The sequence below is a fragment of the Halorubrum saccharovorum DSM 1137 genome (assembly GCF_000337915.1).
GTDB lineage: Archaea > Halobacteriota > Halobacteria > Halobacteriales > Haloferacaceae > Halorubrum > Halorubrum saccharovorum.
Window position 1 is genome coordinate 26,485 of the sequence record NZ_AOJE01000021.1, and the last position, 21,620, is coordinate 48,104.

At 68.6% G+C, this 21,620-nt stretch carries 23 protein-coding genes; 14 read left to right on the forward strand and 9 right to left on the reverse strand.

Annotation, left to right across the window (positions count from 1 at the left end; translation table 11 throughout):
• Positions 1 to 37: 37 nt before the first annotated feature.
• A complete protein-coding gene (gene metX, locus C471_RS06895; RefSeq protein ID WP_004047417.1) occupies positions 38 to 1,336 on the reverse strand; it encodes a homoserine O-acetyltransferase MetX in 1,299 nt (432 codons plus the stop codon).
• Positions 1,337 to 1,340: 4 nt separating this feature from the next.
• Positions 1,341 to 2,654 carry an O-acetylhomoserine aminocarboxypropyltransferase/cysteine synthase family protein gene (locus C471_RS06900; RefSeq protein WP_004047419.1) on the reverse strand — a complete coding sequence of 438 codons (1,314 nt, stop codon included), beginning with the start codon at positions 2,652 to 2,654 and terminating at the stop codon, positions 1,341 to 1,343.
• Positions 2,655 to 2,809: 155 nt separating this feature from the next.
• On the opposite strand from C471_RS06900, the gene C471_RS06905 reads away from it, so the two are divergent.
• Positions 2,810 to 4,231 carry a DHHA1 domain-containing protein gene (locus C471_RS06905; protein ID WP_004047421.1) on the forward strand — a complete coding sequence of 474 codons (1,422 nt, stop codon included), beginning with the start codon at positions 2,810 to 2,812 and terminating at the stop codon, positions 4,229 to 4,231.
• Positions 4,232 to 4,376: 145 nt separating this feature from the next.
• Here the strand turns inward: C471_RS06905 and C471_RS06910 are convergent, their stop codons facing one another.
• From C471_RS06910 to C471_RS06930, 5 genes are all read right to left on the reverse strand, one after another.
• Positions 4,377 to 4,676, reverse strand: a complete 300-nt coding sequence (locus tag C471_RS06910) for a hypothetical protein (protein ID WP_004047423.1) — start codon at positions 4,674 to 4,676, stop codon at positions 4,377 to 4,379.
• On the reverse strand, positions 4,673 to 4,954 hold the full coding sequence (locus tag C471_RS06915; protein WP_004047425.1) for an ArsR/SmtB family transcription factor: 282 nt from the start codon (positions 4,952 to 4,954) through the stop codon (positions 4,673 to 4,675). The genes C471_RS06910 and C471_RS06915 overlap by 4 nt, the downstream gene beginning before the upstream one ends.
• A 91-nt stretch (positions 4,955 to 5,045) precedes the next feature.
• Complete coding sequence (locus C471_RS06920) at positions 5,046 to 6,575, reverse strand: molybdopterin-dependent oxidoreductase (protein WP_004047427.1); 1,530 nt, start codon at positions 6,573 to 6,575, stop codon at positions 5,046 to 5,048.
• A gap of 3 nt (positions 6,576 to 6,578) precedes the next feature.
• A complete protein-coding gene (locus tag C471_RS06925; protein ID WP_004047431.1) occupies positions 6,579 to 7,544 on the reverse strand; it encodes a spondin domain-containing protein in 966 nt (321 codons plus the stop codon).
• 270 nt (positions 7,545 to 7,814) lie between these two features.
• A complete protein-coding gene (locus tag C471_RS06930) occupies positions 7,815 to 8,378 on the reverse strand; it encodes a response regulator transcription factor (RefSeq protein WP_004047433.1) in 564 nt (187 codons plus the stop codon).
• Between the two features lie 144 nt (positions 8,379 to 8,522).
• Here C471_RS06930 and C471_RS06935 point away from each other — a divergent pair, with 144 nt between their 5' ends.
• Entirely contained in the window at positions 8,523 to 9,251 is a 729-nt protein-coding gene (locus C471_RS06935; protein WP_004047435.1) for an RAD55 family ATPase, read from the forward strand.
• A gap of 64 nt (positions 9,252 to 9,315) precedes the next feature.
• On the opposite strand, the gene C471_RS06940 is transcribed toward C471_RS06935, so the two are convergent.
• The gene (locus C471_RS06940; RefSeq protein ID WP_004047437.1) at positions 9,316 to 9,654 is read right to left on the reverse strand and encodes a helix-turn-helix domain-containing protein; all 339 of its coding nucleotides are present in this window, start codon (positions 9,652 to 9,654) and stop codon (positions 9,316 to 9,318) included.
• 184 nt (positions 9,655 to 9,838) lie between these two features.
• Between C471_RS06940 and C471_RS06945 the strand changes: the two genes are divergently transcribed.
• The 4 genes from C471_RS06945 to C471_RS06960 all read left to right on the forward strand — a co-directional run bounded on the left by C471_RS06945 (position 9,839) and on the right by C471_RS06960 (position 12,653).
• Positions 9,839 to 10,177 carry a hypothetical protein gene (locus tag C471_RS06945; protein WP_004047438.1) on the forward strand — a complete coding sequence of 113 codons (339 nt, stop codon included), beginning with the start codon at positions 9,839 to 9,841 and terminating at the stop codon, positions 10,175 to 10,177.
• A 369-nt stretch (positions 10,178 to 10,546) separates the two neighbouring features.
• The gene (locus C471_RS06950; protein WP_004047439.1) at positions 10,547 to 11,137 is read left to right on the forward strand and encodes an archaellin/type IV pilin N-terminal domain-containing protein; all 591 of its coding nucleotides are present in this window, start codon (positions 10,547 to 10,549) and stop codon (positions 11,135 to 11,137) included.
• A 2-nt stretch (positions 11,138 to 11,139) separates the two neighbouring features.
• Positions 11,140 to 11,850, forward strand: coding sequence for an archaellin/type IV pilin N-terminal domain-containing protein (locus tag C471_RS06955; protein WP_004047440.1), 711 nt, complete (start codon positions 11,140 to 11,142; stop codon positions 11,848 to 11,850).
• 86 nt (positions 11,851 to 11,936) lie between these two features.
• Positions 11,937 to 12,653 carry a DUF7500 family protein gene (locus C471_RS06960; protein WP_004047441.1) on the forward strand — a complete coding sequence of 239 codons (717 nt, stop codon included), beginning with the start codon at positions 11,937 to 11,939 and terminating at the stop codon, positions 12,651 to 12,653.
• Positions 12,654 to 12,656: 3 nt separating this feature from the next.
• Here C471_RS06960 and C471_RS06965 read toward each other — a convergent pair whose 3' ends face one another.
• Positions 12,657 to 13,121 carry a zinc ribbon domain-containing protein gene (locus C471_RS06965; protein WP_004047442.1) on the reverse strand — a complete coding sequence of 155 codons (465 nt, stop codon included), beginning with the start codon at positions 13,119 to 13,121 and terminating at the stop codon, positions 12,657 to 12,659.
• Between the two features lie 229 nt (positions 13,122 to 13,350).
• Here C471_RS06965 and C471_RS06970 point away from each other — a divergent pair, with 229 nt between their 5' ends.
• From C471_RS06970 to C471_RS07005, 8 genes are all read left to right on the forward strand, one after another.
• On the forward strand, positions 13,351 to 15,762 hold the full coding sequence (locus C471_RS06970; protein WP_004047444.1) for a BGTF surface domain-containing protein: 2,412 nt from the start codon (positions 13,351 to 13,353) through the stop codon (positions 15,760 to 15,762).
• A gap of 106 nt (positions 15,763 to 15,868) precedes the next feature.
• Positions 15,869 to 16,225 carry a chemotaxis protein CheY gene (cheY, locus tag C471_RS06975; RefSeq protein ID WP_004047446.1) on the forward strand — a complete coding sequence of 119 codons (357 nt, stop codon included), beginning with the start codon at positions 15,869 to 15,871 and terminating at the stop codon, positions 16,223 to 16,225.
• A complete protein-coding gene (locus C471_RS06980) occupies positions 16,225 to 17,424 on the forward strand; it encodes a chemotaxis protein CheC (RefSeq protein WP_004047448.1) in 1,200 nt (399 codons plus the stop codon). The genes cheY and C471_RS06980 overlap by 1 nt, the downstream gene beginning before the upstream one ends.
• Positions 17,421 to 17,951 (forward strand): chemotaxis protein CheD, encoded by a 531-nt coding sequence (locus C471_RS06985; RefSeq protein WP_004047451.1) that lies wholly within the window; start codon positions 17,421 to 17,423, stop codon positions 17,949 to 17,951. The genes C471_RS06980 and C471_RS06985 overlap by 4 nt, the downstream gene beginning before the upstream one ends.
• A 115-nt stretch (positions 17,952 to 18,066) precedes the next feature.
• The gene (locus tag C471_RS06990) at positions 18,067 to 19,908 is read left to right on the forward strand and encodes a FlaD/FlaE family flagellar protein (RefSeq protein ID WP_004047453.1); all 1,842 of its coding nucleotides are present in this window, start codon (positions 18,067 to 18,069) and stop codon (positions 19,906 to 19,908) included.
• On the forward strand, positions 19,898 to 20,371 hold the full coding sequence (locus tag C471_RS06995) for a flagellin (protein ID WP_004047455.1): 474 nt from the start codon (positions 19,898 to 19,900) through the stop codon (positions 20,369 to 20,371). The genes C471_RS06990 and C471_RS06995 overlap by 11 nt, the downstream gene beginning before the upstream one ends.
• Positions 20,372 to 20,866 (forward strand): flagellin, encoded by a 495-nt coding sequence (locus tag C471_RS07000; RefSeq protein ID WP_004047457.1) that lies wholly within the window; start codon positions 20,372 to 20,374, stop codon positions 20,864 to 20,866.
• A complete protein-coding gene (locus tag C471_RS07005; RefSeq protein WP_004047459.1) occupies positions 20,866 to 21,615 on the forward strand; it encodes an ATPase domain-containing protein in 750 nt (249 codons plus the stop codon). Before C471_RS07000 ends, C471_RS07005 begins: the two co-directional genes overlap by 1 nt.
• The last annotated feature ends 5 nt before the right edge of the window (positions 21,616 to 21,620 follow it).

The following is a 21,620-nucleotide window of genomic DNA, read 5'->3' on the forward strand; positions in this document are numbered from 1 at the left end:
CGTGAAGATAGAACGCGTCGGCTGCGAGAGGCGAGCGCTACCCCCGGAACAGGCTCGCGTGGACCGGCGCGTGGTCGGGTTCGGGGCGCGGGGACTCGTCGCCCCCGCCGCCGCCGTCGGAGACGGCGCGCCCGGCGGTCCCGTCGGCGAGGAAGTCGCGGAGGGGCGGGCCGACGTGTTCGGGCTCGACGAGGAACGCGTCGTGGCCGTGGTCGGAGTCGATCACGTGGTGGGCGACCGGGGCGTCGCCGGCGCGGAACGCGTCGGCGAGCGACGACGACTGCTCGACGGTGAAGTGCCAGTCGGCGGTGAAGCTCAACAACAGCGCCTCGCCCTCGAACGCCCCGAGGGCGTCGGCGTCGGTGCCGTGGCCCGCGGCGAGGTCGTACTCGTCCATCGCGCGCGTGAGGTAGAGGTAGCTGTTGGCGTCGAACCGGTCGCTGAACCCCTCCGCCTGGTAGTCGAGATACGACTCCACCTCGCGGTACGGGAAGAACGCCGCCGTCGGCTCCGGCGGCAGTCCCAGGTCCCCCTCCTCGCGCGTCAGCGAGTCCCGGCCCGCGGAGCGCCGCCCGAACTTCCGCTCCATCGACGCCTTCGAGAGGTACATGATGTGGCCGATCTGGCGGGCCAGCGCGAGCCCCTCGTCGGGCGAGGGGCGTCCCTCGCCGTAGTAGTCGCCCCCGTTCCAGTTCGGGTCGGCGCGGATGGCCCGTCGGGCGACCGCGTCGAGCGCGAGACACTGCGCGTCGAGGCGCCCGGCGGTCGCGATGGCGACCACGCGGTCGACATCGTCGGGGTAACGCTTCGCCCACTCCAGAACGTTCATGCCGCCGACGCTGCCGCCGACGACGGCGCGGAGCCGGCCCACGCCGAGGTGGTCCAGCAGGCGGCGCTGCGCGCGCGCCCAGTCCTCGACCTGCACCGGCGGGAAGGCGGTCCCCCACCGGTCGTGGTCGGGTTCCTCGGGGAGGTCGAGGTCGGCGGGGCGCTCGCTCGCCGGGCCCGTGGTGCCGTAACAGGAGCCGGGGACGTTCGCGCAGACGACGTAGTACTCGGTGGTGTCGATCGCCTTCCCCGGGCCGACGATGTCGTCCCACCACGCGCGGGCCTGCCCGGCCTGCCCGGCCCCGCGGGTCCCCTCGTCTCGCTCCGGCGCGGGCGACCGGGCGACGTTCTGGCTGCCGGTGAGGGCGTGACACACCAACACGACGTTGTCGCCGTCGAACTCGCCGTGGGTCTCGTAGGCGACCTCCAGGTTCGGGACCGACTGGCCGCACTCGAAGGTGAACTCCCCGAGCGAGGCGACGCCGTGGTCGGTCGGGACGGTGCTCACGGCGTCACACCTCCGGGCCGTCCGCTGTCCGCCCTTCCGCGGCGCGCTCGCCGGCGGCGAGCCCCCGGTCGAGGTCGGCGATCACGTCGTCCGGGTCCTCGATCCCGACGGAGAGCCGGAGCATCTCCGGGTAGACGCCGGCGAGCCGCTGTTGGGTCTCGTCCATCTGGGCGTGGGTCGTGGAGGCGGGATGGATGACGAGCGTCTTCGCGTCCCCGATGTTCGCGAGGAAGCTCGTCAGGTCGACCGCCTCGCAGAACGTCTTGGCGGCCTCGTAGCCGCCGTCGACGCCGAAGGTGACCATCCCGCCGTAGCCGTCGAGGTACTCGGCGGCGTTGCCGTGGCTCTGGTGGTCCTCGAAGCCGGGGTACGCCACCCAGTCGACCCGGTCGTCGTCGCGGAGGAACTCGGCCACGGTCCGGGCGTTCTCGCAGTGGCGCTCCATCCGGAGCGGGAGCGTGTTGAGCCCCTGAATCGTCTGCCACGCGTCGAACGGCGACTGCTGGCCGCCGGTCGGGCGCACCCCGCGCTGGCGGGCGACGTTGGCGAAGGCGGCGTCGCCGAACTGCTCGACGAAGTCGATCGGGTAGGCCGGGGACTGGCCGTCGAGCTCGTCGTAGTCGGCGTCCGGGTGGTCCCACGGGAACTGCCCGCCGTCGACGACGACGCCGCCGACGGTCGTGCCGTTGCCCGTGATCCACTTCGTCGTCGACTCCCAGACGATGTCGGCGCCGTGCTCGAACGGCCGGCAGAGGTAGGGGGTGGCGAACGTGTTGTCGACGACGAGGGGAACCGCGTGCTCGTGGGCTATCTCGGCGAGCCGCTCGAAGTCGGGCGTGACGAGCGAGGGGTTCGCGACCGTCTCGACGTGGACGAACGCGGTGTCCTCGTCGATCGCGTCGGCGTACGCCTCGTAGTCGAGGGTGTCGACGAGCCGCGCTTCGACCCCCCGGCGGTTCGCGATGCTCGTGAGGTACGCGGCCGTGCCGCCGTACATCTCGGAGCTGGCGACGACGTTGTCGCCGGCGCTGGCGAGCACGGTCGCGATCGCGTCGAGCGCGGCCATCCCCGAGCCGGTCGCGACCGCGTCGGAGCCGCCCGACAGGTCGGCGATGCGGTCTTCGAGGACGCTCACGGTCGGGTTGGAGAGCCGGGAGTAGATGTGGCCCTCCGCCCGGAGCGCGTACATCTCCGCCGCCGTGTCCGCGTCGTCGAAGACGAAGGAGGTCGTCTGGTGGATCGGGGTCGCGCGCGACCCGGTCGCCGGGTCGGCCTCGGCGCCGGCGTGGAGACTCCGGGTGTTGAACCCACGTGTCATGTGTGTAGTGCATATATCTACAAACGTCTATAACCCACAGTTACGGCAAGTGATGCCTCTGCCTGTGTCAGAGCGGGGGCGAGCAGTCGCACGACGGCCGCCTGCCGCCCGGCCGAAGCGTGAGTTTATCCCCGGTCGCGAGCCTACGGTCGGTAATGGCAGTCGCCGATCCTCCCGTTCCGGAACTCACCGGACGCGCGAACGCCTGCGCCGACCGGCTCCGCGCCGCGGACCGGGTGCTGCTCGCGTCCCACATCGACGCGGACGGGCTCACCAGCGGCGCGGTCGCCTCGACCGCGCTCGCGCGCGCCGGGATCGACCACGAGGTCGTCTTCGAGAAGCAGCTCGACGCCGAGTCGATCGCGGGGATCGCCGCCCGCGAGTTCGACGTGGTGCTGTTCACCGACTTCGGCTCCGGCCAGCTCGACGTGATCGCCGACCACGAGGATCGGGGCGACTTCGTCCCCGTGATCGCCGACCACCACCAGCCGGCCGACCGCGACACGGAGTTCCATCTCAATCCGCTACTGGAGGGGCTCGACGGCGCGAGCGAGCTGTCGGGCGCCGGCGCGAGCTACGTGCTCGCCCGCGCGCTGGAGGGGAGGGACGGCGACAACCGCGACCTCGCCGCGCTGGCGGTGGTCGGCGCCGTCGGCGACATGCAGGACTCCGACGGGGGGCTCGTCGGCGCCAACGAGGCGATCGTCGCCGACGGCGTCGACGCCGGCGTCATCGAGACGCGGACGGACCTCGACTTATACGGCAGGCAAACGCGCCCGCTCCCGAAGCTGCTGGAGTACGCCTCCGACGTGAAGATCCCGGGCGTCTCGAACGACGAGGCGGGCGCGATCGCCTTCCTCACCGACCTCGATATCGACGTGAAACGCGACGGGGAGTGGCGGCGCTGGGTCGACCTCGACGCCGAGGAGCGGCAGGCGCTCGCGTCCGCGCTGATGCGCCGCGCCGTCGCCTCCGGCGTCCCCGCCGACCGGATCGAGGCGCTCGTCGGCACCTCATACACCCTCGTCGACGAGGAGCCGGGCACGGAGCTACGGGACGTGAGCGAGTTCTCCACCCTCCTCAACGCCACCGCTCGGTACGAGCGCGCCGACGTGGGGCTCGCGGTGTGCCTCGGCGACCGCGGCGACGCCCTCGCCGAGGCGCGTAGACTCCTCCGGAACCATCGGAAGAACCTCTCAGAGGGGCTTCAGTGGGTGAAAAGCGAAGGCGTCACGGACGAGCAGAACCTCCAGTGGTTCGACGCCGGCTCGCGGATCCGCGAGACGATCGTCGGCATCGTCGCCGGGATGGCGATCGGCTCGCCGGCCCTCGACCGCTCGAAGCCCGTGATCGCGTTCGCGGAGGAGAGCGCCGAGGAGCTGAAAGTCTCCTCCCGCGGATCGCACGCGCTGGTTCGACGGGGACTCGACCTCTCAGCGGTGATGCAGGAAGCGAGCCAAGCCGTCGGTGGCGACGGCGGGGGACACGACGTGGCCGCGGGCGCGACGATCCCGATCGCCGAGCGGGACGCGTTCCTCGCCGAGGCGGACCGGTTGGTCGGCGAACAGCTGTCGTGAGGGGGTCGCGGCTCTCGGCCCGACCGCGACGGAGCCCCGATCGCTTCAGTGTCGGTCACTTCAGCGCCGGTCACTTCAGCGCCGGTCACTTCAGCGCCGGTCACTTCAGCGCCGGTCACTTCAGCGCCGGTCACTTCAGCGCCGGTCACTTCAGCGTCGCGTAGGTCAGCAGCGACACCGCGAGCAGTTCCAGCACGCGCATCCCGAGCACGACCTGTCCCACGAGCGGATCCATCGCGTACAGCGTCCGCATGCTGCTGAAGAAGAAGGCGATAGAGACCAGGTTCTCGATCAGTAGCACCGCGCTGAACCCCAGCAGTCCGAGCAGTAGCGTCGAGCCGAACTCGCGGTAGTTGCGGAGCCAGACCGCGGCCAGCACCGCCAACAGCGCGCTGTTGACCCCCGTGATCAGGATGCCGACTGCGGTGGGAGTGACGGGGTTCATTCGGCGTCTACCTCCGAGGTGATCTCCTCGAACGTCTCCGCGTGGCGCTCGAAGCTGTCGGTCGGGAAGTAGAGCTTCCCGTAGTCGTGGTCGCTCGGCTCGACGACGTCGTGGTCTTGCAGCATTTCAAGGTGGTGAGTGATCGTGTTGTAGTCGACGTCCAGTTCCTCCGCGAGTTCGTTCGCGTTCCGGGGGCGGGCACGGAGTTCCCGGACGATCCGGACCCTGTTGGCACCACCGCGGCTCGCGACGAACAGGTACCACAGGGCCTTCTCCATCTGGTGTACTGTTGTGTTGGGTAGGTTATGAAAGTCGTTTCGGCGCGAACGGTGCGGCCCGGGGAAGGATCGAGAGGCCACGGGCGGCGCGTCAGCCGACCGTCCGGCGGACCCAGCCGGACGAGCCGGTCGGCGACGGGTCGGACGGCTCTCGGATCTGGCGGTTCCCCTCGCCGTCGACCGCGCGGACGACGACCTCGTGCGTGCCGTCGGGGTCGAAGACGTGGCGCCACTGCCGCCAGACGTCGGCGTCGGGAAGCTGGCCGGAGAGCGTCGCGTCGGTCCACGAGTCGCCGCCGTCGGTCGAGACCTCGACCCGCTCGATCCCGCGCGTCCCGGCGTAGGCGTGGCCGGCCAGCTCGATCCGACCGTCGTCGATCTCCGTGACTCCCTCGTCCCAGAGCTTGGCGACCGTCTTCACCTCGCCGGTCCCCTCCCAGCCGCGCTCCTCCCAGTAACCGTCCTCTTCGACGTTCAGCAGTTCTATCTCCGAGAGCCACTTCACGTTCGTCTCCCCCCAGTGGCCCGGGATCAACACCCGGACCGGGTGCCCGTGGCCGGCTGGGAGCTCCTTCCCGTTCATCCCCCACGCGAGGAACCCCTCCGCGAGCACGTCGACCGGGAACTGGACGTAGTACCCGTCCTCACCGCGCAGCATCGCGCAGTCGCAGTCGCCCTCGGGGTCGACGGACTCAAGCAGCGGGCGGATCGGCGTCCCCGTCCAGACGGCGTTGTCCAACTTGCGTCCGTTCAGATCCTCGCCGACGCACCGCAGCGTCACCGCGCGGTGTTCGACGGGGCGGTCGATCAGTTCGTCGAAGGTCACCGTTCGCTCGGTTCCGGTCTCCCCGGTGAACGTCAGCGACCACTCGGTCGCGGCGACTGCCGGATCGAACTCCGCGATGTCGACGTTGTAGAACTCGCCGATCGGACTCACCGTACCGAGGAGATCGTCGCTTTCGACCGCCAGCGCGGACGCTTCGACCTCCCGAAGCCGCGCGGTCGCGCCCTCGGACCGCGGGGCGTCGGCGAGCGGCTCGTCGTCTCCCCCGAGCGACCGCCGCCCGACGACCGCCGCGGCGACGAACGCCAGCGTCCCCGCGACGGCTCCGAGCGTCCGGCGACGCACCGCGTCGACGGCGCCGGTCGGCCCCTCCGGGGCAGAGGGGTCGTCGCCGGAGGTCGGCCCGGGAGAGTTCGAGGGAGCGGGGAGCCCGCCGATCCCGACGACGGCCGCCGGGGGGAGCGCCGCACCCAGCGCCTGCGCCGAGATACCGGTCAGTCCCGCGGCGAGCAGCCACGACGCCGCGCCGGCGGCCGCGGCGCCGACCAGGGAGCGGTCGACGCGCGCTCCGATCCGGAGGCCGGCGAGCGCGACCGCACCGAACAGCCCGATCACGGCCGCGAACGCCATGGCGATGTGGATGAGGTGGCCTGCGTCGCCGACGGTCTCGATCATGAACGTCACGATCGGCCCGGGGGTCAGGTTGACGATGGCCTGGTCGACGGGTCGGACGACGAACGACGGCGACCACCCCGTGACGAGGTACGATCCGGCGACCGCAGCGGTTCCGGCCGCCGCCGCGAGGAACGCCTCTCGGTGTTCGGTAACGTCGATCATGATCTACGTCGGGGTTACAGTCACTTGAACCACGTCCTCGGCGGCGGGGTACTCGTGGCCGTCATCGACGTCGCTCAGCCGGCGCACGGTGCCTCCCTCCTCGGCGCCCTGGGTAGGCGCGTCCTGTGCCGGCGCCTGGTCGGGACCGGTGCCCGGCGGTTCGGCGTTCGGCTCCGTGCCCGCGTCGAACAGCGCCACGGCGTCCGTGACGTCGCCGTCGACCGGCTCGCCGTCCGCGGGCCAGAGCGAGATCCCCTCGTCGCCGGTGGAGACGAACACGTCGTTCGACGGGACGAACATCGAGGCGAAGGAGAGCCGCTGGCCGGGCGCGACCTCGGTCTCGAACTCGAAGGCGCCGCCGGGCGCGATCGGCGGGGCTCCCGGGACCTCTCCGGTCGGATCGTTCGGGTCCGCGACGGTCTCCGCGGGGGTGTACGCGCCCGAATGGTGGACCTCCATCGACGCACCGAGCTCGTCGACGAGCCCGTCTTCGCCCTCGAACCCCGTCGGCAGCCCGGCCTCGGCGAGCGCTTCGAGCCCGATCGACGCCGAGCCGTCGAGTTCGTACATCGGATTCGCGCCCTCGTGGACGGCGTACGCGCCCGGCGTGAGCCACACGTCGCCGTCGGTCGACGTGTCCGCGGGGTAGAACGACGAGGAGGCGACGTTCTCGATCCGGACCCGGACCGGGACGGACTCCGTCATCCCGTCGTCGCCGTCCGTCTCCTCGCCGTCGTCACCCATTTCGTCGCCGTCGTCACCCATTTCGTCGCCGTCGTCGCTCATTCCGCCGCTATCGTCTCCGCCCATCCCGTCGCCATCGCCACCCATTCCGTCGTCGCCGTCCATCTCGTCGTCGTTCTCCATCTCTCCATCAGTCCCGTCTCCGCCGAGACAGCCGGCGAACGCCAGCGTCGCGAGTCCACCGCTCGTCGCCAGGAACCGTCGCCGCGTGTCGTGTTCCGTCATGTCCCCGACGAGGGCGATGACAGGGATATAGATTTTTCAACTACCGAACAACTTTGGGTCGAAGTCGGGACAGGATCCGTTCAAAGTTCGTTCGGGATCGGGGCGCCGTCTCGGGGTCGGGATCTGGCTGGGACGCCGGGGTCGCCGGGAGAGACGGGGTCGCCGGGAGAGACGGAATCGCCGGGAGAGACGGAATCGCTGGGAGAGCCCCACGTCGTCAGTATCGACGGCGACGAGGAAGAATCGGATCGACGGGAGAGCGACGACGCGTCAGGCCTCGCCGAGGTCGCGGAACATCGCGCGGTAGTCGTCCGACGACAGCGACTCACCGAGCTCGTCGATGTCGGCGTCGAGCGTTTCGAGCCGCTCGACCAGTTCGGCGTACGCCTCGTTTCCCTCGCGTTGGGCCGCCGGTTTCTGGGCGTTGAGCACCGCGCGCTTGCTCGCTAGCGCCGCAGCCTCCTGGATCAGGTCGTCGTACTCGCTGCGGGTCAACAGCGTGTCGATCGCCGCCAGGAGCTTCGAGCGGCTGACGGGCTTTGTGAGGTATAAGTCGAACCCCATGTCGATGATGTCGAAGTCGGGTTCGACCGCGGTGACCATCGCGACGCGGCAGTCGTAGCCCGCCTCGCGGATGTGTTCGAGCACGTCGTCGCCGCTTCCGTCGGGGAGGCGTCGGTCGAGCAACACCACGTCGACCGCGCCGTCGACCCGGTCGATCGCTTCGGCGGCGGTCTCGGCGAGGTCGACGTCGTACCGCTCTTCGAGGAAGCCGGCGTACAGCGCGGCGATGTCGGGCTCGTCCTCAACAACGAGGACTGACGGCTCGCTCACCGCCGATCACCGCCGGAGTCGACGGGGGACGCTTCACCGGGCATACACGAAGGGGCGGTGTGTCGAGGAATAAACCTGTCGGCGTCCGTGCGGTCGGCCCGTCGGATCGTCTTTTATATACACCGACCGCCAACAACGGGACGAATGTCAGAACTCGTCTCCACCGGGGTCGAGGGGCTCGACTCGATCCTCACCGGCGGTATCACGGAGCGATCGACGGTACTCGTCTCCGGAAACCCCGGTACCGGGAAGAGTATCTTCGGGATCCAGTACCTCCATCACGGCGTCACCGAGCACGGCGAGCGAGGGGTGTACGTCTCCTTCGAGGAGGACGAAGCGGACATCCGCGGCGCCGCGGAATCGATCGGGTTAGAGGGGTTCGACGACCTCGTCGACAGCGGCGACATCGTCATCCTCGACAAGCGCGAGATGCTGCGCGAGACCGACTTCTCGACGGCGGTCGACAAGCTCCTCGACACGATCGAGGACGGGGACTTCGACCGGCTGGTGCTCGACTCACTGTCGATGTTCCAGCTCTTCTTCGACGCCGAACAGGAGAAGCGGACGTACCTGCTGAAGTTCTCGGACATCCTCAAGGCGAACGGGCTGACCTCCCTGCTCATCAACGAACAGGGCGCGGTGTTCCCCGACACCGAGGTCGGGTTGGAGAACTTCCTCACCGACGGGAACATCTACTTCATCCAGACGCCGACCGACTCCGGCGTCAACCGGTACGTCTGGGTGGCAAAGATGCGGAAACAGGACATCGACACCGACATCTTCCCGATGGAGATCGGGGAGGGCGGGATCACCGTCCACGAGCGGGCCGGCGGGTTCTCGATGATGGGTCGGTCCGACGAACCCTCGTTCTAACGCTCGGCGAGAATCGCGGACGGCACAGGGGTAAACGCGGTGCAGCGGGGACGAACGCGGACGGTCACGGACTGGACGAGAGGTCGCGCCACACGTCGTCGAGGCGGTTCTTCACCGCGGAGCGCTCCTCGACCTCGACGGTGAGTCCGTCGCGGAAGTCGACCTCGACTCCGTCGACCTTTCGACGGTACACCTTCACGCGGCGGTGCTCGTCCGAGAGCGGACGGTCGTGAAGCTCCAGGAGGTCGGCCTCTTCCAGCTCGTTGATCCGGCGGTAACACGTCGCGATCGGGACATCGAGCTCGTCGCTGAGATCCTGTGCGGACTTCGCGTCACCGGTCGCGGTCAGGATCTCCGTGTTGTACTTGTTGCCGAGCACCGTGATCAGATCGTCCCCCACCATTCACGTTATCGCCATTGATTTTTGGAACTTAAAAGGGTACCGGTGATCGTTACAGAAAGAGATACCAGTCTGAAACGCCGTCGCGCAGTGTGTCGGGCGTTCGGGTTCATCGGCTATGCACGGGTGTTATCGCCGGTGATATCCGCCGCCGTAAGTTTATAAGCCGACTCTGGCCACGGTGCGTATGGAGCTCATCGAGGGGCTGTATCTCGTGACGACTACCGTGCTGGCCGGCGCGAGCGCGACGCTGCTCACGTTCGCGGTCTCGGCGTATCGGTCGTCGGGGGGGACAGCGATGGCGTACCTCGCGGTCGGATTCGGGCTCGTCGTCCTCGCCGCCGTGGCGACGCCGGTCGCCGCCTTCCGGACATCGTTCGCGAACCCGCAGGCGCTACTGCTCGTCAACACCGGGCTGCTGGCGGCGTCGATGGCGCTGGTCGCGGGGAGCCTCGCGGTGTACGAGCCAGGCACGCAGGAGTTCGTGATCCCCGACTCCGAACTGGCGCGGATCCAAGACCGGTGAGGTAAGCGCGGTCGCGCGCGCCGATCGGAGATAGCAGCGTGGGACATCCGGGCTCGACGAGAGCAGTTTCCGACGAGAGTAGTTCCCGACGAGAGTGTTTCCAGGCGATCGCACGCGATGGCGCCGCAGATTCGTGTCCCGATCGCGGATATTTCAGTGTCGTATACGGAACGCTATCAGATCCAGCGGCGATAATTCGATCAGGATATCGTTGTTGTGTTCAAAAATTATTATTTAGAAATTAACCCGATAATCGCAACACAGCAGTGTTTTATCAGTTCAAATAATCGGCGCGGAGTCTTTAATAGGGAAATCATGCTCCCTAGCGATAACGCCCGCCGGGCAGGCCGGGGGCCAACGCAACACACAATGTTCGAAACAATACTCGACGAGGAAGAGCGCGGTCAAGTGGGGATCGGAACCCTCATCGTGTTCATCGCGATGGTGCTGGTGGCGGCGATCGCCGCCGGCGTTCTGATCAACACGGCCGGCTTCCTCCAGACGCAGGCCGAGGCGACGGGCGAAGAGAGTACGAGTCAGGTGAGTGATCGGCTGCAGGTCGTCAGCCAGTCCGGGAACGTGACTGACGGGAGTAGTTCTCGTGTCGTCGATCAGTTGAATATCACTGTGGCGCAGTCACCAGGAGCCGGAAACATCGATCTCAACGAAACGAGTGCCGAGCTCATCGGTACGCAAGGTCAGGAGACCTTCCAGCTCGACAGTGACTTTGTGTCGATCGATATCTACACCGGGGATCCGGGAGATGTCGTTCTGACCGACGCCAGTGACCGCGCAGATGTCGGGATTAACCTCGACGATGCTGCTAATGGTGTCTATGGGACTCTCGAAGGAGGCGACCGGCTCGAACTGACGTTCACGACGGCGTCGGGTGCAACCACGAGCGCAGAGCTCCGCGTCCCGACGACGCTTACCGACGATCAGACTTCGGTGAGGCTGTAACAATGTTCGAGTTTATCAACGACAATGACGAGCGCGGTCAGGTCGGTATCGGGACACTCATCGTGTTCATCGCGATGGTTCTGGTGGCGGCGATCGCCGCCGGCGTTCTGATCAACACGGCCGGCTTCCTCCAATCACAGGCGGAGGCCACCGGTCAGGAGAGTACTGACCTCGTGTCCGAGCGGATCGACGTGACGAGCGAAGTCGGTATCGTGGGGAACAACAGCACGGGCGAGTTGAAGGCAATCAAAATCAGCGTGTCCGGTGCCGCCGGAGCCGACCAGATTGATTTGTCAGAAAGTACAATCCAAGCGGTCGGTCCGAACGGACAGGCGAATCTCGTCTTCACGGACGCGAACGCCACCGGGGATACCCCCGTGAATGCGAGCCAGCTCAACGCGAGTACATTCGCGGTCCAGGATGACGATGGGAATTTCCAAGCGAGTGGTGACGCCGTCCTCGATAGAGACACGGATTACACTATCGTGATCAACCCGGCGTCAGAACCGTTCGGTGACGCAACGAATGATCAACTGTATAATGTTAGTGGCGGTGAAACATACAACTACGCACACAGGAATGCGAGCCTCACTGCGTTCGGTGAGAGCGACTCCTCGTCGCTCGACATTGTCTCGCCATCGTCGGCGACGACTTCTGTCGAACTGGACGCACCTGACCTCTTCACCACCGATGGCGAAGCGGTCCGGCTCTAACGAGCCTCGAACAGCCCCCTAACCGCCTTCACGGCGGAATCGCTCCGCCCGGAACACCTATTTTCTCGCGCCACCACGGCTACGCCATGAGTGACCACGAGGCACCGCCGGCCGACCCCGACGAGCTCGACTTCACCGACGACGAGAGCGTCGTCGAGATCGGGGAGAGCCGATACGTCGTCGGGACGAACGGCCGGCCCAACGTCGGCCGGTCGCAGCCGGAGCGGCGCCCCGCCGACGAGACGGGATTCACGCCCGCTGATCCGGCGAATCCGGAGGAGCGTCGACCGCCGGATCCGGGCGGCGGACCGGGAGGGGCGGCCGGCGGGAGTGACGCCGGACCACCCCGCGGCGCGGGGGGCCAACCGCAGGGCGGGAACCCCGGCCAGCCGCAGGGGAACCGCGCCCATCGCGGAGCGGCCACTCCCGCCCAGCGCGGCGCTCCCGGGGTCGACCGCCAGTCGGTGAGCCGGTGGCTGGCGAACTCCTTCGACGGCGACGGGTTCACCTACGGGATCGACGCGACGCTCCACGTCGACGGCGAGACCACCCGTCAGCGGATGGTCTCGAACGACGTGACGGCGACGTTCGACTCGCTCGTGACGTGGTTCGCGTCCAACGCGGGCCCGAGTTCGCCCACCCCGGAGGCGCTCGGGCTCCTGCTCGTCGCCAGCGAGACGACCGTCGACGTCCCGCCGGTGGCGATCAAGCGTTTCGCCGCGAGCCAGGGGCTCTCGGCGAGCGACAGCATCGGCGATCTCGTGCGCGCGGCGGAGGAGGCCGACGGCTTCCGGATCGAGTAGGGGTTACAAGAACACGAGCAGCGCGACGCCGAGCAGCGCGAAGGCCGCGTACAGCCCGGCCATCACCTCGCGTTTCAGCGGGCTCCCGAGCGGCTCCGCGGTCAGCCGGCGGATCGGCGGGAGGATCGCGATGCCGCCGAGTATCAGGGGGAAAGCACCGATCTGCGGGACCCGCGTGAGCGCGACGACGATCGTCCCGTAGCCGAGCACGTAGCAGCCGCGGCGCCAGAGCTGCTCGCGGTCGGTGAGCTCCTCGGTCGGGACGAATCCCGATCCGCCGCCGCTTCCGTCGGTTCCGCCGGCGGTCCCGCCGCCTGCGCCTCCGGACTCGGCGGCAACCTGCTGAGCCTGCCGCTGCACGTACTCGTCGAGCTCCTCGGCGGCGTCCTCCGTTTGGGGGGCGCCGCACTCGACGCAGAAGCGGGCATCGTCGTCGAGCGAGGAGTCGCACCGGGGACAGGTCTTCATCCTCATCGAAAGGGCACCACGGGCGGACTTAACTCTTCGGAGCTTTGCTGACGACCCGATCCCGCTCCGGTCTGTCGATGCGCTCCGGGTACTCACCGTTGCGGAGCGCCCCGGTTCTCCGAGTCGATAATCGGGAGGGTACGCTTTAGTCGCTGAGATCCCGAGGGCGTACCAACCGACGGCGGGCCGTCGGAGCGATTCGGCCCGTCACGACGAAACGGACACCACGATGACCTCCAGACCTCCACCGGACGACGCGGATCGGTCCGGCCAGACGACAGCCGATATCCGCGGCTGGCGCGCCGATTCGAGGATCGGACGCACCGGCTCGCACACCGGAGGGGGCGGCGAGACCGCAGCGGGGGGCGCGAAGACCCGGCCCCGCGCTCGGCTCTCGGATCTCCGCGCCGTGCTGCTCGCAGTCACGGTGCTTCTCTCGCTCGTGGGCGCGGCGGCCGCGGGCCCCGCCGCGGCGACCCTCTCCGGAGGAGACGCGGCGGTAGTCGACGGAAGCCCGGCGGCAGCCGGCGGAGGCGACACCGCCCCCGCAATCGCGACCGACGACGAGGCGAAACCGAACGGCGCCGCCCAGAGGGAGATCAGCGGGTCGTTTGGCCGGTCAATGTACACCGGGACGGCGGGGGATCCGGTGGAGATCAGACACGTCGTGGGTTCGTCCGGGGACGACAGCGCGTACCTGCTGATCGGCGGGAACCGTCTCACGGATTCGGGCGGGACGGTCGGCTTCGTCGACGTCGTCAAGGCGTCCGGCGGATCCACGACGATCAACACGCGGCTCCTCGGGACGAACGAGAGCAACGTCGAGAGCTGTAGCGCCTCCGGCGTGACCTGCGACCTCGAGTTCAGGGACGAGGCCGGCGACGTGATCGCGGAGAACCTCTCGGAGCTGTCCGGAGCGACCGGTGCGGGCGGGCTCGCGCACCCCCTCGTCCCGCAGCGATACCGGCTCGCGGTCACGAACGGCACGTTCGTCGTCCGCGACTCCGGTGCCGTGGACCCGGTCAAGGTGGCGGCGGAGTCCGACCTCGTGTTGCGGAAACCGACGTTCAACGACAGCGTCGAGGTGTTCACGACCGCGGACAGCGAGGTGGTCACCGACGGCGAGGGCGGGAGCGAGTCGCTCGGCGCGCTCAGGGAGAACGGGCTCGACCGCACGGCGGTGACGAAGGGCGACCGCGTCGTGCTCGGCTTCGAATCGACCGGGATCTGGGGCGCCCTGTCGCACTTCGCCGAGCGGCGGTCGGGCGAGTCGATCGAGGCCGGGAGCCAGATCGATCACCGGGTCCTCGCCGACCTCCTCGAAGCGGAGGAGGGCGTCTCCCTGCGGATCCGGCAGACGAACCCCGGGCGAAACGAACGGGGAGCGGAGTTCGACCTCGCGAGCGCCGATCCGGACGACGTCACGCTCCATCTCGCGGAGGGAAAGACGCTCGAACGCGGCAACAGCGATCGGGCGCCGAGCCGGTTCTACCTCGCGATAGACACGAGCGACGGGGGGCCGTTCACCGACGACCCCGAGCCGGGCGACGAGTTCGCGGTCGAGTTCGCGCTGGAGGGAACCGAGGGCGAGCGGTACGCGTTCCGTGACGGGCAGGAGCCACCCGAGGCGTTCGAACCGAAATCGGCCGCGGACGACCGGCTGTCCGAGCAGTACCCGTATCACGAGAGCGCCGAGGGTCGGGTGAGCGCCGAGGCGTCGTTCAGCGTCCGCGAACGTTACCTCCGGTACGACCACGTCACCGCCGACGGCGACCTCCTCGTCGAGGCCGACAACGGGACCATCACCGGAACGACCTCGATCCTCCCCGCGACGGATCTGTCGGCGACGATAGTCAGGGACGGCGACGAGAAACCGTCACGGACCGAGTCTGAACTGACGATCGACGACGGGAACTTCTCCGTGGATAGCGGGCTCACCAACGTGACGCCGGGAACGAAGGCCAGCTATCGGCTGTTCCGGGGACAGTCGCTGCAGGACAGCCGGACGGTTCTCGTCGTCGGCGACGCCGAAAACCCCGCCCAGTTACGGCTGGCGAACGGGACGACCACGAACCTCACGGTGACCCGGGGCGAGTCGCTGTCGAACCTCTCCGCGACGGTGCGAAACGTCGGACAGTTGGAGGCCCGGGAGCAGTTGTCAATCGACATCGACGACGGGCGGATCGTCGAGGAGCGCCACGTCGCGGTCGGGCCGGAGGCCTCGAAAAACGAGACGTTCGGCGAAATCGACATCGGGTTGGAACCCGGCGAGTACCCGTACGCGCTCGCGATCGACGGCCACAGCGTGAACGGGACGCTGACCGTGGAGGCGGACCCGTCGGTGACGCGCGTCGACGAGCCCGGCGCCGACGAAGGCGGCTCGGCGGCAAACGGCGGAGGGAACGGTGAAGGGGAAAGCGGCGGAGACGACGAGGCGGGCGTCGGCTCGGACGGGGGGGGCTCGGACGAGGGGGACTCGGACGGGGGGGACTCGGGCGGGAGGGATGAAGGGGGCGCCCCTGGCGACGCGCCCGACGACGCGACGACGACGACGTTCCTCCCCTTCGGGATCGGGACCAGGGAGACGTTCGGGGGGACAGTCCTCGTGGGCGCGACGTACCTCCTCGGCCACTGGGTGTGATCCGGGACGACTCGGCCACCCGGCACCGGTTCGGCCGCGTCGGTTCTCAGCGCTGAGAACCGCGGGGGAGTGGTTAAGTGAACGCTGTCCCGCCTTCCAGATAACTATGGCAACGCGCGTGCTTATCGCGGACGACTCGGAGTTCATGCGGAACTTGCTCCGGGAGATCCTCGAAGGGGAGTTCGAGATCGTCGGCGAGGCCGAAAACGGCGTTGAGGCGGTCAACATGTACGAAGAACACGGTCCCGACCTCGTGATGATGGACATCGTGATGCCGATCCGAGACGGGATCGAGGCGACGACGGAGATCCTCGAAGCGAACCCGGATGCGACGGTGATCATGTGCACCAGCGTCGGACAGGAGGAGAAGATGAAGGCCGCCATCAAAGCGGGCGCCGAGGGGTATATCACGAAGCCGTTCCAGAAGCCGAACGTGCTCGACGCCATCGGATCGGCGGTATAATGCGCGTCGACGTCCGAGCGCTCGGCGCCTGCAACCGGCTCGCGGAGCGGGGGGCCGGACAGGCCGCCGGGGCGCTCACCGACCTGACGGGCACGGACCTCTCCGTGGAGGTCACGGGCGCCAGCGTCGCCAGCGGCGAGGACCTCGCCGAGGCGTTTGCCGGTCGGGAGTCGATCGGCGTGAGCGTGGGGCTCCGCGGCGGGCTTGAGGGCGAGGCGGTCCTCGCGTTCGACGCGGACAACGTCGACGCCCTGCTCTCGCTGCTGCCGGGCGGGGCGTCGATGGGGCGCAGCGCGGTGACGGAGGTCGGGAACATCGCGCTCGGCGGGTTCCTCGACGGCTGGGCGAACTATCTCGGGAAGGCGATCGACATGACGCCACCCCGGTACTTCGAGGCCGACGGCGCCGCCGTCCTCCCCGACGGAGCGCTCGCCGGCGACGGCGTGTTCCTCTTCGAAAGTCGGCTGGACGCGACGACGACCGATCTCGACTTCTCGATCTACATGCTCCCCGACTCCGGGGAGTTCCGCGACCTCGTCGTGGGCAAGACCGCACCCGCCGCCGCGCCGGGCGCGGACGGCGGGGCCGGGAACGACGGCGTCGACACCACTGCGGTCCCCTACGAGTCGCTGGCGACGTTCGCGTCGCTGGCGAAGCGCGGCTCCGCGAACGCCGCGGACAACATCGCGATGATGACGGGCCTCGACACGAGCGTCGACGTGAGCCGGCTGCGGTTCGTCCCCCTCGCCGACGTGCCCGCCGAGGTCGGCGTCGAGCCGCACGCGGGGACCGTCTTCGAGCTGCAGGGCGAGCCGAGCGGCTACCTCGCGATCCTCTTCGAAGAGGAGTCCGCGGCGAGGATCGCGGCCTCGATGCTCCCGAGCGAGCCGGACGAGCCGCTCGGCGGGATGGCCGAGAACGCGCTCTGCGAGCTCGGCAACGTGATGACGAGCGGGTTCATCGACGGCTGGGCGAACGTGCTCGGCACCTCGATCACTCACTCGCCCCCGGAGTTCGTCCACGACATCGGCTCGGCCACGATCAGCCCGCTGATCGCCAAGCTGAGTCAACGGCAGGACTACGGGTTCGTGATCGACGCCGCGATCCGGACGGAGGGCGTACAGACGCGGTGCGACGTGTACGCGCTCCCGGACGAGCGCGAACTGACGCGAGCGCTCGATCGGCTCTCGGAGTCGTGAGCCATCCCCCGTCGTCTCGCGAGCGAACGCTCTCCCGCGACGGATCCGGAGCCGCAGACGCCGGTCGGATCAAGGTCGGAGTCAGCGATCTGTCGGTCGCGACCGGCGGAGAGACGCTGACGACGAGCGGCCTCGGCTCGTGCGTCGCCGTGGCGCTCGTCGACCGGTCGACCGGCGTCAGGGGGCTGTTACACGCAATGTTACCGAACGGCACCGAGACCGATACCGGCATCGAGCGTCCGGGCAAGTACGTCGACACCGGCATCGAGACGCTGATCGCGGAGTTGGAGGCCGCGGGCGCGTCCCCCGACCGCCTCGAGGCGCGCGTCGCCGGCGGCGCGGAGATGCTCGACCTCACGGACGCGGTCGGACCGAGGAACGTCGCACGGGCCGAGCAGTGCCTCGACGCCGCCGGGATCCCGGTGGTCGAGCGCGCCGTCGGCGACGGCGTCGGCCGGACCGTCCGGTTCAGGGCTGACGGGCGGCTGGTGGTTCGGGCGGCCGACGGGTTCGAGCGGACGCTCTGAGATCGAACCGTTGAGAAGGCTCCTCGGAGTCGCCGGAATCCACCACCGAAATGTCTTCTCACAGCTGATATTTTGAGGGGTGAATTGAAGTGTGTTCTGAGGGTCGTTCACGGTAATGGGCCTCGAACTACCGGTGTGGGGAGCTCCAACGGCCGCATGGATAGTCGCCACGCTGGGGCTCGTCGGTGCGAGCGTCCTCGACAGGTTCCTCGACGATGACGGCTCCGACGACGACGATTCCGGGGGCATGGGCGGCGGCGACGACGATCCCTTCGGCGGCGGAATGGGCGGCGGCGGTGGCGGGATGGGCGGCGGTGGCGGGATGGGCGGCGGTGGCGGGATGGGCGGCGACGACTTCGACGACTTCGACGGGATGGACGAGTGGGACGACGGGTTCGACGACGGCGGCGGTGGCGGCGCCGGCGCCGACACCGACGAACTGGAGAAACGGCTCGACGACCTGGAGAATGAGGTCGCCTCGCTCTCGTCGACCGTCTCGACCGTCCGCTCGGAGAACGAGGAGATCTCGGCCGCCGTCGACGACATCGAGGAGGACGTGCGGAACTTACTCGACATCTACGAGATGGTCACTCGCGGCATCAATCCGTTCGTCGACGACTCCAGCGGCTTCGACGGAGTCGACGGCGGCGGAGAGGGATCGTTCGGCCTCTTCGACGACGATGAGGGGGAGAACGCGACCGACGACGATCTCGACGAAGACGTCGCGAACGCGGACGCCGACGGGTTCTTCGACGACGACCTGCTCGACGACGACTTCGAAGACGACAACGACGATGAGTTCGCCGAGCTGGACGAGGGACCGGGCGACGAGCACACGGACGACGGCGACTCCGCCGACGCCGCGTCCGAGACCGCGGCGGCGGACGACGGAGACGACATGAACGACGATGGAAAGAGCTTCAGCGAGCTGAAAGAGGAGTACGACGCCGGGGAGGCCGACTGGGCCGACGAGGACGGCGCCGAAACGGACGCGGACGGGTCGGCGGACGAAGACACGCTCGACGGCGGACCGACCGACGACGAGGCCGACTCGTTCGAGGAGGACCTCGGCACCGAGCCGGATCCGTTCGACGACGGGATTGGTGACGGCGTCGGCTTCGACGAGGGGATGGACTCCTTCGAGGAGCCTGACGACGGCCCGGCGACGAACGGCCACGCGCCGGAACCCGATCCGGAGCCCGAGCCGGAACCCGATCCGGAGCCCGACCGCTCGCGCGGCCAGCGGCCCGGCGGCGACCCCGCCGAGGCGAACGGCGGCGGCTTCGAGTACGTCCAGCAGGACGAGCTCTCGGGGACCCGCGGCAAGCCGTACCTCACGGAGCTGCCCGGCGACTACGTCGGGGACCTCCTCGTGATGGAGTGGCTGGAGTTCCTCGTCTCCGAGAGCGATGTCACCGACGCGGTGCGCGCGATCAACTACTACGAGCGCATCGAGTGGGTGGGCCCCGACGCGGCCGCGCGGCTCCGCGACTTCCTCTCCGGGTTCGGGACGATCGACCGCAACCTCGTCGACCGACCGGGGACCGACCGGCTGGTCCGCGAACACCACACCCGCAGCCTCCGGTACGTGACCCAGCTCAACGGGACCAGCGGCCACCTGCTGCTGCTCGACCGCTGGGACGACCTCGCCGGCGGCTCGCTGGTCGGCGGCGGCCCGCCGCGAACCGGGGCTGGTCGCGGGGGACGCGGGGAGTACGGACGACGCGAGGGCGGGCTCGACCGGCGCGCGAGCGGGAACGGTCACGGGGACGAGGCGGGGCGGCGGGACGGCCACGCGGAGCGCCGCGACGGCCGCGACGGCCGCGACGACCTCGACGACCGCCGCGGCTCCGAGGGGCGCGAGCGCAACGGCGGCTCCCCGCGCCCGATGAACGACCCGAACCCGCGTTCCGACCGCGCCGACCCGGCCGACGGAGGGTGGGGCGATGGGCGTTAGCGTCTCCGCGTCGACGGCCATCATCGTGGCGGGACTGTTCTTCGCGTTCACGACGTTCTACCCCGTCGCGGCCAACGGGTTCGATCGCGTCAGCGACGCGCAGCACGGGATCAACGAGCGCGCGCTCGAACGGCAGAACACGGCGTTCGCGGTGTCGAACGCGACCTACGACGGCGGGACCGGTAATCTCACCGTCACCGCCACCAACGACGGCTCGCTCGGGCTCGTCGCCGGCGACGCAACGCTGCTCGTCGACAACGAGTACGTCGACGTGGGGGGGCCGAACGCGACCACGACAGTCGACGGCGACGGCGACACGGCTCTCTGGCTCGGCGGCGAAACGTTGACCATCACGGTCGACGAGAGCGGCCTCTCGACCGACGTGGGCGCGGGGACCCGCGTCGTCCTCGTCGTCGAGTCCGGCGTTCGCGACACGGCGACCGTAACGGAGGTGAGCGCGTAGATGGCGAGCGTCCCCGTCTCCCACCTCATCCTGTTCATCGCGAGCCTCGTGATCGCGGCGGGCGTGGTCGGCACGATCACCACGGGGGTCGACCGAGTGAGCGCCGCCGTCGACGACGCCGGGCTGGACGCGACCGAGACGCTCCGGACCGACGTGACGATCATCTCCGACGCGAACGCGGGGGTGTACAACGCCAGCACCCAGAACGTGACCCTCTTGATAAAGAACACCGGCACCTATCGGCTCGCGCCCGACGGCTCGGGGCTCGACATCGTCTTCGACGGCCGGTACGTCCCGCCGAGCGCGATCGACGGCGAACTCGTCTCCGCCGACGCGGGCGCGGCGTGGAGTCGCGGCGACGTGTTGCGGCTCACGATCGACGCGAACGAGCTCGACGGGACGAGCGGCGGCCTCGACGACGGCGACCACCGGGTGTACGTCACCGCCAACGGCGACGAGGAGCTGTTCCAGTTCCGCGTGGAGGGCGGTAACTGATGCCTCACGACAACCTCCTCTCCCTCGGCCTCGGCGAGCGCGACCGGCTGAACAAGGAGCTCGGCGGGGGGATCCCCCGCGGCAGCATCGTCCTCATGGAGGGCGACTACGGCGCCGGCAAAAGCGCCATCTCCCAGCGGTTCGCCTACGGGCTCGTCGAGGAGGGCGCGTCGGTGACGATGATGTCGACGGAGCTCACCGTCCGAGGGTTCATCGACCAGATGCACTCGCTGGAGTACGACATGGTGAAACCGCTCTTACAGGAGGAGCTGCTCTTCCTCCACGCCGACTTCGACTCCGGCGGGGCGTTCTCCGACGACGACGGGGAGCGGAAGGAGCTGCTCAAGCGGCTGATGAACGCGGAGGCGATGTGGAACTCCGACGTGATCTTCCTCGACACGTTCGACGCCATCTTCCGGAACGACCCCACCTTCGAGGCGCTGGTCCGGAAGAACGAGGAGCGGCAGGCCGCCCTGGAGATCATCTCCTTCTTCCGTGAGATCATCTCGCAGGGGAAGGTGGTGGTTCTCACCGTCGACCCCTCGGCCGTCGACGACGACGCGATCGGACCGTTCCGGTCGATCGCAGACGTGTTCCTCGAATTGGAGATGATCGAAGTGGGCAACGACATCCGCCGCCAGATCAACGTGAAGCGCTTCGCGGGCATGGGCGAGCAGGTCGGCGACACGATCGGCTTCTCGGTCCGCTCGGGGACCGGAATCGTCATCGAGAGCCGGAGCGTCGCCTGAACAGA

What these genes read in the sequence shown, in the direction of transcription:
- C471_RS06960 (WP_004047441.1), top strand. Translation starts at nt 11,937, where the DNA reads ATGAGTGACCACGAGGCACCGCCGGCCGACCCCGACGAGCTCGACTTC.
- C471_RS06950 (WP_004047439.1), top strand. Translation starts at nt 10,547, where the DNA reads ATGTTCGAAACAATACTCGACGAGGAAGAGCGCGGTCAAGTGGGGATC.
- C471_RS06900 (WP_004047419.1), bottom strand. Translation starts at nt 2,654, where the DNA reads ATGACACGTGGGTTCAACACCCGGAGTCTCCACGCCGGCGCCGAGGCC.
- C471_RS06990 (WP_004047453.1), top strand. Translation starts at nt 18,067, where the DNA reads ATGGGCCTCGAACTACCGGTGTGGGGAGCTCCAACGGCCGCATGGATA.
- C471_RS06945 (WP_004047438.1), top strand. Translation starts at nt 9,839, where the DNA reads ATGGAGCTCATCGAGGGGCTGTATCTCGTGACGACTACCGTGCTGGCC.
- C471_RS06905 (WP_004047421.1), top strand. Translation starts at nt 2,810, where the DNA reads ATGGCAGTCGCCGATCCTCCCGTTCCGGAACTCACCGGACGCGCGAAC.
- C471_RS06965 (WP_004047442.1), bottom strand. Translation starts at nt 13,121, where the DNA reads ATGAAGACCTGTCCCCGGTGCGACTCCTCGCTCGACGACGATGCCCGC.
- C471_RS06915 (WP_004047425.1), bottom strand. Translation starts at nt 4,954, where the DNA reads ATGGAGAAGGCCCTGTGGTACCTGTTCGTCGCGAGCCGCGGTGGTGCC.
- C471_RS06910 (WP_004047423.1), bottom strand. Translation starts at nt 4,676, where the DNA reads ATGAACCCCGTCACTCCCACCGCAGTCGGCATCCTGATCACGGGGGTC.
- C471_RS07000 (WP_004047457.1), top strand. Translation starts at nt 20,372, where the DNA reads ATGGCGAGCGTCCCCGTCTCCCACCTCATCCTGTTCATCGCGAGCCTC.
- C471_RS06935 (WP_004047435.1), top strand. Translation starts at nt 8,523, where the DNA reads ATGTCAGAACTCGTCTCCACCGGGGTCGAGGGGCTCGACTCGATCCTC.
- C471_RS06995 (WP_004047455.1), top strand. Translation starts at nt 19,898, where the DNA reads ATGGGCGTTAGCGTCTCCGCGTCGACGGCCATCATCGTGGCGGGACTG.
- C471_RS07005 (WP_004047459.1), top strand. Translation starts at nt 20,866, where the DNA reads ATGCCTCACGACAACCTCCTCTCCCTCGGCCTCGGCGAGCGCGACCGG.
- C471_RS06940 (WP_004047437.1), bottom strand. Translation starts at nt 9,654, where the DNA reads ATGGTGGGGGACGATCTGATCACGGTGCTCGGCAACAAGTACAACACG.
- C471_RS06920 (WP_004047427.1), bottom strand. Translation starts at nt 6,575, where the DNA reads ATGATCGACGTTACCGAACACCGAGAGGCGTTCCTCGCGGCGGCGGCC.
- C471_RS06970 (WP_004047444.1), top strand. Translation starts at nt 13,351, where the DNA reads ATGACCTCCAGACCTCCACCGGACGACGCGGATCGGTCCGGCCAGACG.
- C471_RS06955 (WP_004047440.1), top strand. Translation starts at nt 11,140, where the DNA reads ATGTTCGAGTTTATCAACGACAATGACGAGCGCGGTCAGGTCGGTATC.
- C471_RS06925 (WP_004047431.1), bottom strand. Translation starts at nt 7,544, where the DNA reads ATGACGGAACACGACACGCGGCGACGGTTCCTGGCGACGAGCGGTGGA.
- cheY (WP_004047446.1), top strand. Translation starts at nt 15,869, where the DNA reads ATGGCAACGCGCGTGCTTATCGCGGACGACTCGGAGTTCATGCGGAAC.
- C471_RS06980 (WP_004047448.1), top strand. Translation starts at nt 16,225, where the DNA reads ATGCGCGTCGACGTCCGAGCGCTCGGCGCCTGCAACCGGCTCGCGGAG.